This window comes from Streptomyces silvisoli, assembly GCF_029269905.1.
Taxonomy (GTDB): Bacteria; Actinomycetota; Actinomycetes; order Streptomycetales; family Streptomycetaceae; genus Streptantibioticus_A; species Streptantibioticus_A silvisoli_A.
In genome coordinates, this window is record NZ_JARJBC010000001.1 from 283,017 (window position 1) to 296,587 (window position 13,571).

Annotated in this window: 13 protein-coding genes; 8 read left to right on the forward strand and 5 right to left on the reverse strand. The window is 70.9% G+C overall.

Translation table 11 applies throughout. The annotated features are described in order from the left end of the window. Positions 1 to 17 precede the first annotated feature (17 nt). From P3G67_RS01290 to P3G67_RS01305, 4 genes are all read left to right on the forward strand, one after another. A complete protein-coding gene (locus P3G67_RS01290; RefSeq protein ID WP_276091762.1) occupies positions 18 to 1,142 on the forward strand; it encodes a TIGR03118 family protein in 1,125 nt (374 codons plus the stop codon). A gap of 100 nt (positions 1,143 to 1,242) precedes the next feature. After that, positions 1,243 to 2,565: a protein kinase domain-containing protein gene (locus P3G67_RS01295; RefSeq protein ID WP_276091763.1), complete on the forward strand. Its 1,323-nt coding sequence runs from the start codon at positions 1,243 to 1,245 to the stop codon at positions 2,563 to 2,565. Positions 2,566 to 2,607: 42 nt separating this feature from the next. Further along, a complete protein-coding gene (locus P3G67_RS01300; protein ID WP_269856813.1) occupies positions 2,608 to 2,811 on the forward strand; it encodes a hypothetical protein in 204 nt (67 codons plus the stop codon). Positions 2,812 to 2,983: 172 nt separating this feature from the next. After that, positions 2,984 to 4,642: an alkaline phosphatase family protein gene (locus P3G67_RS01305; RefSeq protein ID WP_276091764.1), complete on the forward strand. Its 1,659-nt coding sequence runs from the start codon at positions 2,984 to 2,986 to the stop codon at positions 4,640 to 4,642. 160 nt (positions 4,643 to 4,802) lie between these two features. Here the strand turns inward: P3G67_RS01305 and P3G67_RS01310 are convergent, their stop codons facing one another. Next, positions 4,803 to 5,543 (reverse strand): SIR2 family NAD-dependent protein deacylase, encoded by a 741-nt coding sequence (locus P3G67_RS01310; RefSeq protein ID WP_276091765.1) that lies wholly within the window; start codon positions 5,541 to 5,543, stop codon positions 4,803 to 4,805. Positions 5,544 to 5,921: 378 nt separating this feature from the next. Here P3G67_RS01310 and P3G67_RS01315 point away from each other — a divergent pair, with 378 nt between their 5' ends. Together P3G67_RS01315 and P3G67_RS01320 are read left to right on the forward strand one after the other, a co-directional pair. Next, a complete protein-coding gene (locus tag P3G67_RS01315; RefSeq protein WP_276091766.1) occupies positions 5,922 to 6,821 on the forward strand; it encodes an aminoglycoside phosphotransferase family protein in 900 nt (299 codons plus the stop codon). A gap of 441 nt (positions 6,822 to 7,262) precedes the next feature. Then, positions 7,263 to 8,387 (forward strand): MFS transporter, encoded by a 1,125-nt coding sequence (locus P3G67_RS01320; protein ID WP_391858176.1) that lies wholly within the window; start codon positions 7,263 to 7,265, stop codon positions 8,385 to 8,387. 80 nt (positions 8,388 to 8,467) lie between these two features. Here P3G67_RS01320 and P3G67_RS01325 read toward each other — a convergent pair whose 3' ends face one another. The 3 genes from P3G67_RS01325 to P3G67_RS01335 form a co-directional block, all read right to left on the reverse strand. Next, a complete protein-coding gene (locus P3G67_RS01325) occupies positions 8,468 to 9,040 on the reverse strand; it encodes a LysR substrate-binding domain-containing protein (RefSeq protein ID WP_276091768.1) in 573 nt (190 codons plus the stop codon). A gap of 182 nt (positions 9,041 to 9,222) precedes the next feature. Further along, on the reverse strand, positions 9,223 to 10,074 hold the full coding sequence (locus P3G67_RS01330; protein WP_276091769.1) for an NmrA family NAD(P)-binding protein: 852 nt from the start codon (positions 10,072 to 10,074) through the stop codon (positions 9,223 to 9,225). Continuing rightward, on the reverse strand, positions 10,071 to 10,529 hold the full coding sequence (locus P3G67_RS01335) for a nuclear transport factor 2 family protein (RefSeq protein WP_276091770.1): 459 nt from the start codon (positions 10,527 to 10,529) through the stop codon (positions 10,071 to 10,073). Before P3G67_RS01335 ends, P3G67_RS01330 begins: the two co-directional genes overlap by 4 nt. Before the next feature lie 98 nt (positions 10,530 to 10,627). On the opposite strand from P3G67_RS01335, the gene P3G67_RS01340 reads away from it, so the two are divergent. After that, the gene (locus P3G67_RS01340; protein ID WP_276091771.1) at positions 10,628 to 11,257 is read left to right on the forward strand and encodes a TetR/AcrR family transcriptional regulator; all 630 of its coding nucleotides are present in this window, start codon (positions 10,628 to 10,630) and stop codon (positions 11,255 to 11,257) included. 151 nt (positions 11,258 to 11,408) lie between these two features. On the opposite strand, the gene P3G67_RS01345 is transcribed toward P3G67_RS01340, so the two are convergent. After that, a complete protein-coding gene (locus P3G67_RS01345; protein WP_276091772.1) occupies positions 11,409 to 11,966 on the reverse strand; it encodes a YceI family protein in 558 nt (185 codons plus the stop codon). A 317-nt stretch (positions 11,967 to 12,283) separates the two neighbouring features. On the opposite strand from P3G67_RS01345, the gene P3G67_RS01350 reads away from it, so the two are divergent. Further along, positions 12,284 to 13,204, forward strand: a complete 921-nt coding sequence (locus tag P3G67_RS01350) for an NADP-dependent oxidoreductase (protein WP_276091773.1) — start codon at positions 12,284 to 12,286, stop codon at positions 13,202 to 13,204. Positions 13,205 to 13,571: the final 367 nt, after the last annotated feature.

The following is a 13,571-nucleotide window of genomic DNA, read 5'->3' on the forward strand; positions in this document are numbered from 1 at the left end:
CAGCGAGGAAGAATCCCATGGCCCAGCAGGTTTCCGCGCGCCACCGGCACTCAATGACCAGGCGGCTGGTGGCTGCCACTGTGGCCCTCAGCGCCCTGGGAGCCGCCTCCCTCGCGACACCGGCCGCCTCCGCGCAGCCATCGCGCCAACGGGACCGTGGCTACCGGGAGTTCGACTTCGTCTCCAACGTGCCGGGCAAGGCGACGGCCACAGACCCCAACCTGGTCAATCCCTGGGGACTGGCCCAACTCGATGGTGTGATCTGGGTTTCGGACAACGGCAGCGACAAAGCGACGACCTACACCGGCGCCCGGCCGGGTAAGCCTGCCACAGTACTGCGCCGTGTGGAGTCCCTCCCCGGCTCCGGGGCTCCGACCGGCAGCGTGCCCAACGACACGGGATACTTCCGGTTCCACGCCTTCGGGAAGTCCGCTTCCGCCCGGCTCATCTTCTCCGGAGAGGAAGGGGACCTGTTCGCCTGGAGCCCGAAGGTCTCACAGCGGAAGGCCGTGCGGGTCGCCCACGTCGAGAGGCACGGCGTCAACGCCGTCTACAAGGGCCTGGCCCTGGTGCGCGGCCGTACGCCCCGGCTGCTGGCCGCCAACTTCCGGGCCGCCCGCGTCGACGTGTTCGACACGAGCTTCCACCGCCTGCCGTTCTACCGCGGCTTTCGCGATCCCCGCATCCCCCGCGGCTACGCGCCGTTCAACGTCAAGGCGTTCGGCTCGCGGGTGTTCGTGACCTACGCCCAGCAGGACCAGGCCAAGCACGACGACATCGCCGGGCCCGGCAAGGGCTTCATCGACGTATTCGACACACACGGCCGTCTGCTGCGGCGCTTCGCCCGCCGCGGCGTGCTCAACTCGCCCTGGGGAATGGAACTGGCACCCCGCGACTTCGGCAGGTTCTCCGGCGACCTGCTCGTGGGCAACTTCGGTGACGGCCACATCCACGCCTTCGACCCGCGCACCGGGCGGCTGGTCGGCACCCTCCGGGACTCCAAGGGGAAGCCGATCACCATCCCCGGGCTGTGGGGCCTGCTGCGCGGCACCCACAAGGCACGGCAGGACGCCGTCTGGTTCGCCGCCGGGATCAACGACGAGAAGGCCGGACTGCTCGGCATCGTACGGGCGGTGAGCTGACACCCCGCTCCACATGGAATCCACATGATTGCCCGCTACCGTGCCGCCCGGAGCCGAAGCCGTGGACCCGTACGGCTTCCGCCGGAGAAGGGCACGCGGAATGGACCAGGAACGTCCGCTCGGTGAGCGGTATGCGGTGCGCAGGCTGCTGGGCCGGGGAGGCATGGCGCAGGTCTACCTCGCCGACGACCTCAAACTGCACCGCCCGGTCGCGGTGAAGACCCTGCGCCCCGAATGCGCGGGCGATCCGTCCTACCGGGAGCGCTTCCTACGGGAAGCGAGGTCGGCCGCCCTGCTCAACCATCCCGGAATCGTGGCCGTCTACGACACCGGCGAGCACATGGCGCACGGCGTCAGCCTGCCGTACATCGTGATGGAGTACGTCGAGGGCCGCACCCTGGCCGAACTGGCGCGCGGAGACCAGCCGCCGCCTCCTGAACAGGCGCTGCGGCTGACCGCGGGCGTACTGGACGCGCTGGCGCACGCACACCACTGCGCCATCGTGCACCGCGACATCAAGCCCGCCAACGTCATGCTCAGCGCCGACGGCACCGTGAAGGTCATGGACTTCGGCATCGCCCGACCGCTCGGCGCACAGGGCGCGACGCTGACCCAGACCGCCATGGTGGTCGGCACGGCCGAGTACCTGTCGCCGGAGCAGGCGCGCGGTGAGGAGGTGGACACCCGCACCGACCTGTACTCCACCGGCTGCCTGCTGTACGAGCTGCTGACCGGCCGCCCACCGTTCACCGGCGACAACCCGCTGGCCGTGGCCTACGCCCAGGTGCGGGACACACCCGAGCGGCCCTCGGCCCGGGTGCCGGGGCTGCCACCGCTGTACGACACCCTCGTCCTCACCGCGCTCGCCAAGAACCGGGAGCAGCGCTACCGGAACGCCGAGGAGATGCGTGCTGCCATCGACGACGCGCTGGCCCGGATCGAGGGCGCGTCCGCGGCGATCGCGCCCACGCTCACCACCCAGGCCGCGCACCACGACGAGGCGGACACCCCGGGGCCCGCGCCCGCCCCGCGGCGGCAACCGGACGATCGCCGTCGGCGCCCGTCCCGGCTGCTGTGGTCGGCGGTGGCCGGGGCAGCGGCGCTGCTGGTCGCGGGCGGGGCGTATGCCGCGTCGGGGCCCGGTGGCGACGGAGCCGGCCAGGCGCAGGCGCCCACCACCGTGCCGGTGCCCGATCTGGTCGGGAAGACCATCGCCCAGGCGCGGACGGGCGCGCAGAGCGTCGGGCTGCACGTCGTGCGGTCCGCGTTCGGCGCCTGCACGGCGCACCCCCCGAAACGCCATGTCTGCGGCCAGGTCCCGGCCTCCGGTACCCGTATGGCGCGCGGCGGCAGCATCCGCGTCCAACTGTCGACCGGCCCGGCCACCCGTGGCCGCCCTGGGACCGTACCGCCCGCGGAGTAGCCCCGGGTGCGGCCGGGCCCGGGATGCCGGAGCCTTGAGGACATGGAGCATCCACCTGTTGTTGTGCACCCGGTGGAGGACGGCGCCCGACGGGTGACGGTCCAGGGCGAAGTGGTGGGGCAGGCCTACGGACTGGCGGACGTCGAGGAGTTCCTCCGCCGCGCCGGCCTCGACCCGGACGACGTGGCGCTGGACGACCCGGCGCTGATCGAATGGCAGGGCGGCGGCCCCGACGTGTGGTCGTGACCGCCGTGGTTTCCGCCCACGTCTTCCGCGTGATGGACGCGGTGCCGTGTGCGGGAGCCGCGCAGCCGGTTTCTTAGCCGTTCAACTGCCGTCCGCGGCCAGTACACAACCGGAAGCTACTGATGAACGCGAGCACCGTCGCCCGCTTCCCCAGCAGCAACTGGAGTACTCCGTGACCCGCCGATCCATTCGACTGGCCGCCATCCTCGGCGTCGCCACCACCCTCGCCGGTGGCTCGCTCGCCGCGGCGTCGGAACTCACCGGCTCCCCGGCCCCGCAGCAGAAGGCCTCGGCCAAGCACGTCCTGCTGCTCTCCGTCGACGGCCTGCACCAGTCGGACCTGGCCTGGTACGTCGCCCATCACCCCGCCTCGGCGCTGGCCCGGCTGGTGAACGGCGGCGTGCAGTACACCAACGCGCACACCACCACGCCGTCGGATTCCTTCCCGGGCATGGCCGCCCAGGCCACCGGCGGCGGTCCGGGCACCACCGGCATCTACTACGACGACGTGTACAACCACGCCCTGCTTCCGGCCGGCACCACCAACTGCAAGGGCGTCAAGCCCGGCGCCGAGGTGGACATGACCGAGGACATGGACAGGAACAAGGCCGCCCTCGACGCCGGTCAGGGCCTGAAGAACCTGCCCGGCGGCATCCTGCAGATGACCGGCCAGCCGCAGAGCCTGCTGGACCCGAGCAAGCTGCCGGTCGACCCCAAGACCTGCAAGCCGGTGTACCCGCACTCGTACCTGCAGGTGAACACCGTCTTCAACGTGGCCCGCAACGCCGGTCTGCGCACCGCCTGGTCGGACAAGCACGCCGCCTACGACATCCTCAACGGCCCCTCCGGCACCGGCATCCAGGACCAGTTCTCCCCGGAGATCAACAGCAACGCCCCGGGCTACCCGGCCGGTGGCGACTGGACCACCGACAACAAGGCCACCGAGCAGTACGACAACTACAAGGTCAAGGCCGTCCTCAACGAGATCGACGGCTACGACCACTCCCGCAGCCACAAGGTCGGCACACCGGCGATCTTCGGCATGAACTTCCAGTCGGTCTCCACCGCCCAGAAGCTCCCCATCTCCGAGGGCCTCAAGGGCGGTTACGCGGCCAAGGGCGTGCCCGGGCCGCTGCTGCGGAAGAACCTCGACTTCGTCAACACCGAGGTCGGCGCGCTGGTCAAGGAGATCCAGGCCAAGGGGCTCGGCTCCAGCACGGACATCATCCTGTCCGCCAAGCACGGTCAGTCGCCGACCGACCCCAAGGCCCTCACCCGCATCGACGACGGTCCGCTGCTCGACGGGCTCAACGCCGCGTGGAAGAAGAAGCACCCGGGCGCCGGTGATCTCGTCGCGCACTCCGTTGACGACGACGGCATGCTGCTGTGGCTGGGCGACCGCTCGGCTGAGGCCACGTCGTTCGCCAAGCAGTACCTGCTCGCCCAGAGCGGCCAGGGCAACGACATCAACGGCAACGCCAAGGCGTTCACCAACAGCGGCCTCAGCAAGGTCTACGCGGGCAGGGAAGCCGCCCAGTACTTCGGCGTCGAGCCTGGTGACCCGCGTGTGCCGGACCTGTTCGGCATCGCCAAGTACGGCGTGGTCTACACCGGCGGCAAGAGCAAGATCGCGGAGCACGGCGGCGCCCACGCCGACGACCTGAACGTCCCGCTCGTCGTCTCCGGCGCCGGTACCCCGGCGGGCGTCACCAAGTCCGGGCAGGTCGAGACCGCCCAGATCGCGCCGACGATCCTGGCGCTGCTGGGCCTGGACCCGCGGAGCCTGGAGGCGGTCCAGAAGGACCACACCCAGGTGCTGCCGGTCCACTGACCCGAGGCAACCCAGCCCGAGTGGGCCGCACGCGATCGAGCGTGCGGTCCACTCGCGCTTCGACGCGCCCACATTCGCCACGACCGGACGACACGGCTCACGTGGGGCGGGCGCTCACCTCAACGCGCCGGCCTCGCCGCGCCGTTCGGCTGACACGTGCTCACGCCGTCCTCGCCGTGATGCCGTCCAGTAGCGCGGGCAGCGCCGTACCGATGGGCTCGCGGACGATCTCGTCGGCGAGCGGGTCGTACGGGGTCGGCTCGGCGTTGACGATGACCAGGCGGGCGCCGTGCTGGGCCGCCAGTCCGGCGAGGGACGCGGCGGGCTGGACCCGGAGACTGGTGCCGACCGCGATGAAGATCCCGGCGGCCTTCGCGATGGCCATCGCCTGGCCCAACACCTCGGGATCCAGCGCCTGACCGAACATCACCGTCGCGGACTTCAGGATTCCACCGCACCGCGCGCACGCCGGATCCGGGTCGCCCGCCCGCACCCGCTCCAGCGCCTCAGCCATCGCGGAACGCTCCGCACATTCCGTGCACACCACCTCGCGGGCGGTGCCGTGCAGTTCAAGCACCTTCCGGGCGGGCATGCCCGCGAGCTGGTGCAGACCGTCCACGTTCTGCGTGATCACCCGTACCGGTACCCCGGAACGCTCCAGCCGGACCACCGCCCGATGCGCCTCGTTCGGCCGCGCCCGCAGCGTCGGGCCGTCGCACCGCATACGCCACGACCGGCGGCGGATCTCGGGATCCGCCATGTAGTGCTGGTAGGTGACCAGCTTCTCCGCCCCCGGATCGCGCCGCCACAGCCCGTTCGGCCCCCGGTAGTCGGGGATGCCGGAGTCCGTGGAGATCCCGGCCCCGCTGAGGACGACGACAAGCGGCGCACGCGTGTTCATGCGTCGAGCGTACGCAGCCTGCCGACGGCGGGCGACCGGGTTTCCCGGCCCGGGGCTCAGGCACGCCGGGCCGCGCGCCGCGGCCGTCCCGCCCCCGCGAACGCGGCCCCCGGCAAGCGAGTGGCTCCCACCCCCCACCCGGTGGGCCGGCCACACCACGCCCTATGCCGGGCGGCCCGGTGCGTGGCGCCGGTACACCAGAACGGCGCTGACCGGCCGTGGAGTTGTGGCTCCTCGGCCGAATCGAGCCTGGCGAACGCCGAGTTGACGTGCTTCTCAATGGCAGGCCAGCGGGCTCTCGTCGGCGGGGGCACGGCTGGACTGACCAGCACGAAAAGGGTTTGACGCCCGCAGGGCACCACCGGTCGGATGCGTCCCATGAGCACAGGTCAGCCGCATCCCGGCGTGCACCCCATCGACGACGAGCTCGTACGGCGGCTGATCGCCGCTCAGTTCCCGCAGTGGGCGGGGCTGGCGGTGGAGCGCTTTCCGTCCGGCGGCACGGTCAACGCCATGTACCGGCTGGGCGACGGCATGGTCGTACGGCTACCGCTGGTGGAGGGCGGAGCCAAGGACGTGTGGATGGAGCGGGAGTGGCTGCCTCTCCTCGCGTCCCGGCTTCCCACGGCCATCCCCGAGGTACTCGGGGCAGGGGAGCCCGGCGAGGGGTATCCGTGGCCCTGGTCGGTGTACGGGTGGCTGGCGGGGGAGAACCCCGAGGCGGGGGCGCTGAGCGAGCCCGTGCTGCTGGCCAAGGATCTGGCCGAGTTCGTGGCGGCGATGCGGAGCATCACCCTGCCGGGAGCGCCGCAGGCCCATCGCGGCGGGCCGCTCGCCGCGCTCGACGCGTCGACCCGGGCGGCGATCGAGGAACTGCGCGGGATCCCTCAGGAGGGCGTCGACTGCGATGCCGCGACCGCGGTTTGGGAAGACGCGCTGCGGGCCCCGGCCTGGGACGGGCCGCCGGTGTGGTTGCATGCCGATCTGATGCCGGGCAATCTGCTGGTGGGCGGTGGCAGGCTGACTTCGGTGATCGACTTCGGCTGCATGGGGGCGGGCGACCCGGCCTGCGATCTGTTTCCGGCGTGGAACCTGCTGCCGGCCGAAGCGCGGGAGGTCTTCCGCGAGACGCTCGGCGTGGACGACTCGACCTGGAGGCGCGGCCGGGGCCGGACCCTCTCGCAGGCGCTGATCGCCCTCCCGTACTACCGGAAGACGAACCAGGCGATGACGCACAACGCCCGGCACGTCATCCGGGCGGTACTGGCAGATGTCTGACGGCTCCCCGTTACCGCGGCCCGCGGCAACGGAGATGACCGCGGTTACCGTACGCCCCGCAGAGTCATGGCACGCGCTTCGGTGGCCCGCCCCGCTCTTTTGGTCCGGCGAACTCTCCGAGACGAGCCGTCACACGCCGGGCCCGTTCCAGCGAGGGCTGTGAGAGACAGCCCACGGCGGTCATCTCAGACACAGATAACCGTTGTCCGGGATCATCGCCACAACAGGGGAAGCCTCCGGTGCCCATGAGCGCTGTACCCGTGCGAGCGCCGAAGCAGGCGCTCAACACCGCGAAGCCCCTGCCCGAGAGAGCCCCAGCCGATGCCTCCGACTCCCGGCCCCGTTCGTACGAGCCGTGCCATCGGGCACGACACCCCGACATCGAAGGCCGCGTCCGCCGTACCCGGGTGGCTGGTGGCACTCCTGGCCGCCGCCTCCGGCATGACGGTCGCCAACCTCTACTACGCCCAGCCCCTCCTGTCCTCACTGAGCGCGTTCTTCCGGGTCGACACCGCCACCGCCGGCGCACTGATCACGATCACCCAGATCGGCTATGTGGTGGGCATGCTCTTCCTGGTCCCGCTCGGTGACCGGATGGAGAAGCGCCGCCTGGTGACCATCCTGCTGGCGGTCACCACCCTCGCGTTGGCCGCAGCGGGTGCGGCGACCAGCTTCCCGATGCTCCTGATCGCCTCCCTGATCAGCGGAGCCACCTCGGTTGTGGCCCAGATACTGGTCCCGTTCGCCGCGGGCCTGGCCCCCGACCACACCCGGGGCCGGATCGTCGGCCGGGTGATGAGCGGTCTGCTCACCGGCATCCTGCTCTCCCGCACGCTCAGCAGCCTGGTCTCCGACGCCGCCGGTTGGCGCGTGGTCTACCTGGGCTCCGCGGTCCTCATGGCCCTCCTCGCGCTGGCCCTGCACCTGGCCCTACCTCAGCAGGCCCCGACCACCGACGTCCCCTACCACCACGTTCTGCGCTCGACCGTCCAACTGGTGCGCGGCCACCCGGCGTTGGTGCGCCGAGCGCTGTATCAGGCGGCGATGTTCGGCGCGTTCAGCGCCTTTTGGACCACGGTCTCGTTCATGCTCACCGGCCCGCGGTTCCACTACTCGCCGATCGGCGTCGGAGTCTTCGCCCTGGTCGGTGCGGCCGGGGCGGCCGTGGCACCGCTGGCCGGCCGCTGGGCCGACCGCGAGCTGGTACGGCCGATGTCCGGCGCGGCGTTCGCCGTGGGGGCACTCGCCTTCGCGCTCGCCGGCTTCGGGCAGCACGGCATCGTGCCGATCGCACTGGCCGCGGTCCTGCTCGACATGGCCGTACAGACCTCCCTCATCCTCGGTCAGCACACCATCTACCGGCTGGACCCCACTGCCCGCGCCCGCCTGAACAGCGCCTTCATCGCCACCTTCTTCGTCGGCGGTGCGCTCGGGTCCCAGCTCGGCTCCATCGCCTACCGCTCCGGAGGCTGGACGGCGGTGACCGTTCTCGGTGCCGCCCTACCCGCCCTGGCCCTTGCCTACTGGACCACCGAACGCCGCGCGGTCGGCCGTAGCACGAGCTGACGGCGCACAGGCCGCCCGGCACACGGGCTCCGGCACCCGGTCGGGTGCCGGAGCCAGCTGTCACGTGATGTGCCCAGCGGTCAGGTGATGTGCCGCAGCAACGCGGCGACCGCCGGGGGCGCCTCGCCGGCGGGCCGCACCGCCATGACGTTCCAGCGCGGCGGTTGCCGGACGAACCTGCGTAGGGACAGGTCGGGGAAACGGGCGGCGACCGACTCCGGCATGACACAGACCCCGAGGTCGTGCCTGACCAGTTCGGACGCCGCGACGATGTCATTGACCTCGAAGGCCGCGCCGCGTTCGACCCCGGCGGTGCGAAAGGCCCGGTCCACCGCGGAGCGGATCGCCCAGCCGGGCGCGAAGTCGACGAACGGCATCGGGGCGATCTCGGCGTACGCGACCCGGTCCGCCTGGGCGAAGGCACGAGCCGGTGACGCCGCGAGCACCATCTCCTCGCGTACCAGCAGCCGGGTCACCAGCCCCCGCTGCTGCTGGCGGTCGAAAGCGACCACGGCGAGGTCCACCGATCCGTCGCGCAGCGACTGCCGGATGTCGGACACCGCAGACTGCACCATGTGCAACCGCCGTGCGGCCGTGGTGAATCCGCCTTCTTCGGCGACCGCGACGACGACCTCCATCTGCCGCAGATCCATCAACACTCCCCGCCAGACGAGTCAGGCGGCCATCTCCCCGGAGACGGCCGCCCGTCGATCATCGCAGGTATGTGCTCGTCCCGGCCGCTGCCGTTCCGGGGACAGCGCCTGATGGCCTGTTGCAGGATCCTGTCGTGCGGTGCGCGGGAGCGGCGGGCCACCTCTTCCGGTGGGAAGCGGTGTCACGCGGTGAAGGCGTTCCGGTGGGACGTGACGAACTCGCTGAACGACCGCGGGGGGCGCCCGGTGACCGCCTGGACAGCTGGGGAGACGCGGTCCTCCGTGCCGTGCCGGATGTCCTCGTCGAGAGCGGCGAGGACCGCGGCGAACTCTGCCGGGACGCCCGTGGCGGCGATGCGGGTGACGAGATCCCGCGTGCTGACCGAACGGTGACGGATCGTCAGTCCGGTCGTCCTGGTGATGATGTCGGCGGCATCGGCGTAGCCGATGGCCTCGGGGCCGGTGATCAGGTGCTCGGTGTTGTGCGGTACGGCGTCCAGCAGAGCCCGCACGGCGACCGCCGCGATGTCGTCGGCGTCCACGAAGGCCACCCGGCCGGCGCCGGTGGCGGTGACGATCTCCCGGTCGGCCCGGATGCCGTGGGCGACCGGGTGGTCACCGACGAAGTTCTGCATGAACCACGAAGGCCGCAGTACGGTCCACTCCGGCACCACCGTGCGCACCATGCGGTGCAGGGCGCCGACCCCCGTGGCGCCCTCGGGGATGGCGGACGAGCTCAGTAGTACGACGCGCCGTACTCCGGCCGCCAACGCGCCGTCCAGGAACGGCTCGACGATGGGCGCCGGGTCGGCCGCGCCGATCGGGGCGACCAGGTAGATCCGGTCCACCCCGGCCAACGCCGCGCTGTGGGTGGCCGGATCGGCCCAGTCGAACCGGACGTGCTCGGCGTTGCCTTCCACCGGCCGCCTGGTGGCTATGCGCACGGCGGCCGACCGGTCGCGCAGCAGGGTGGCGACCCGGCTGCCGGTGGTGCCGGTTCCGCCGATGACCAGCGTGGTGGGACGCGGGCTCACGCGTGCGCCTCCTCACTGGCGAAGGCGGCGGTGAGTTCATCGACGCTGCCGCCCATCGCTTCGGCGGCGGCCAGTGGGCTCCAGTAGTCCCGGTAGTGCGCGATCTCGCCGCCGCGGGCGGTGAGCACCGCGATGTAGCTCATGCGGTAGGGGCGTTGGGTGGCCACCACGGTGCCGTCCACCTCGAACTCGACGACGACCACCTCGGGGTCGGCCGTCTCGTGCACGGTGCGCGAGACGACCGCCGTGGGGATCACATGGTCGTTGTAGTCGCGCAGGTACTCCCGTACGGCGTCGCGGCCCTCCAGACGCTGTGGATAGCCGGCCGACGCGAACGGGAACTCCAGGATCCCGTCTTCGGCCCACAGGCTCGCGAAACCGGCCATGTCCTTGGCCAGCAGCAGGCGGAGCGCCTCTTCGACGAGGTCGCGGGGGGTCCGTGGTGTTCCGGGCATGGGGACTCCAGTCACTCCAGAATGGACGGGACGGTACCGTCCTGTCCTGGGGAGCCTAGACGGGACGGTACCGTCCCGTCCACACGTATCCTGGGCACATGACCGAGAGCCCCCGCCGCACGCCGACCGGCGCGGCCGTCTTCCAGCCGCGCATCACCTCCGCCATCACCGAGGCCGTTCTCGACGAACTGGCCGCGCACGGCTATGTGCGGCTGTCGATGGAGGCGGTGGCCAAACGCGCAAAGGTCGGCAAGAGCGCCCTGTACCGACGGTGGCCGTCGAAACAGGACATGGTGATCGCCGTGCTGTCGGAGTTCAGCGTTCCGCTCGCCGACGTTCCCGACGCCGGGTCACTGCGAGAGGACCTGCTGGCCACGCTGCGGGCGGTGCACGACTGGTTGACCCATCCCCGGCTGGCGACCATCCTGCCGGACCTGACCGCGGAAGCCGGGCGGAACCCCGCGCTGGCCGAGGCGATCCGGACCACCATCGGCGAACCACGGCGCGCGCTGGGCACGGTCACATTGCGGCGCGCCGTCGAGCGCGGTGAGCTTCCCGCCGACCTGGACCTCGAACTCGCCCTGGACCTGCTCGCCGCCCCGGTCTACTGGCGCTTGCACGTCCGGCACGCCACCCTGGAGCCCGACTACTTCGAGCGGCTGGTCGGCCACGTCATCCGCGCACTCGACGCCCCTTCGGCACCGGCACACCGGCCGCACACCGGATGACGGCAGTGCCAGGCGCGGCGGGCGCAGTGCATCGAGGAGCAGAGCCACGACGGGTTTTCCGACACCCACTTCCCGCCCACCCCTCGCGGCCCGCGTCCTCAGCGACCAACGGTCCGGCAGGGCAGGGCCTCGGCCGCTCGTGGTGATGGTGCTACGGCTCCAGGACGGCCTCGATGTCGACGGTGACGTCGATCAGGTCGCTGACGACGACACCGCCGCGGTCCAGAGTGTCGTTCCAACTCACGCCGAAGTCATGGCGGTTGAGCCGGGTGCGGCCGACGAAGCCGGCCCGGCGCCGGGAGCCCAGGTTCTGCTCGCCCTCCCACCAGGGGGTGTCCCACTGGCCGAGGTAAGTGACGTCGAACGTGACCGGGCGCGTGGTGCCGCGGATGGTGAGGTCGCCGGTGACCTCGAACTCGTTCGGACTGAGCTGGTGGATGTGGGAGGTGGAGAAGGTCCAGGTGGGATGGTTTTCGATGTCGAAGAAGTCCGCGCTGCGCAGATGGGCGTCGCGTTCGGGTTGGCCGGTGTAGACCTGGGCGGCGTCGATGATCGCCTCGGCCCTGGCTTGCTCAGGATGTTCCGGGTCGGCCTCCAGCCGGCCCTGGACGTTCTTGAACTGACCGCGCACGTAAGTGACCATCATGTGCCGGGCGCTGAACTCGGCGGCTGTGTGGCCGGGTTCGAAGAACCATTTGGTGGTGGCCATCAGCAGCTCCCTCAGGGACGGGGCATGGAAGCCCGGGCGGCGGGGCCGTGATCCCGCGGCTGGCCTGCGTGAGGGTCGAAGCGCGGGCGCGAGGAAGCTGGCCCGGCCTGGCTTACGCTCAGGAACTCCCTCGGCAGAACCGATCCATCTCAGGCTAAGCCCGACCACCCCCCGTTATCCATGTATGGGTATGCGGCGCGGTGGGGGCACCTGGCCCGCAACCCGCGGCCGACGCACGATCTGAGGATCCGCCGACGGGAATCCTTGGCGTCTTCGGTCTGTTGCCGTCTTCACCACAAGTTCGAAAGGGGAGCGCGATGCCCAAGGCAGTCCGTTTCACCGAGTACGGCGGCATCGACGTGCTGGAGGTCGTCGACGTAGAACGTCCCTCGCCCGGCCGCGGGCAGGTGCTGGTCAAGGTGGTGGCCGCCGGGATCAATCCGGGGGAGGCCAAGATCCGCGAGGGCCTGCTGCACGACCGGTGGCCCGCCACCTTCCCCTCCGGCCAGGGCAGCGACTTCGCCGGGACCGTCGAGGAGGTCGGTGAGGGCGTCGAGGACCTCGCGCCGGGAGACGAGGTGATCGGCTTCACCAACCGCCGGGCCAGCCATGCCGAGTACGTCCTCGCCGACGCCACGGACCTGATCCACCGCCCGGCGGGCGTCACATGGGAGCAGGGCGGCGCCCTGTTCGTGGCCGGGACCACCGCGTACGCGGCGGTGCGGGCCGTTGACCTGGCGCCGGGCGACACCGTGGTGGTCTCCGGGGCTGCCGGTGGCGTCGGCTCGTTGGTCGTGCAACTGGCGCGCCAGGCGGGTGCCACGGTGATCGGCCTGGCCAGCGAGCGGAACCACGCGTGGCTGACCGACCGCGGAGCGATCCCGGTCAGCTACGGCGAGGGCGTGGCCGACCGGATCCGTGCGGCTTCGGGCGGCCGGGTCGACGCGTTCATCGACACCTTCGGCGACGGGTACATCGAGCTCGGGCTCGAACTCGGAGTGCGGCCCGACCGAATCGACACGATCATCGATTTCGCCGGTGCGGAGAAGCACGGAGTCAAGGCGGAGGGCAGTGCGGCAGCCGCCAGTGCCGAGGTGCTCAGGGAACTCGCCGCACTGATCGACCAGGGCAAGTTGGAGATCCCGATCGCCAAGGTCTTTCCGCTGGACGACGTGCGTGACGCCTACCGCGAACTGGAGCAGCAGCACACCCGCGGCAAGATCGTGCTGAAGCCCTGACGGTACGAAACGCACTGCGGGGGAGACGCCGCCCGGCCCCAGGTGCGCCCCGTCACGCCTTCGGATGGCGCGCCTGGCGTGATGGCGGCGCACCGAGTCGCGGTTGGCGCAGATCTGTGAGCAGTACTGTTGCCGTTCCGGCTCGGCTGAAGTCGGCGTACACGTGGCCATATTCGGCGAGGGCACGCGACCATCGTGATGGTTGCGCTGCCGCGCATCGCGGACGAAGTGCACGCGAGCTTTGGCTCGTTGCAGTGAATCGCCGACATCTACCCCTGGTGCGGGCGGCCCTGTTGCTTGGCATGGGGTTCCCTCGGTGAATCCCCGGGCCGCAAGCGTTTGTACGTCCTCGGCTCACCGGCCTGAC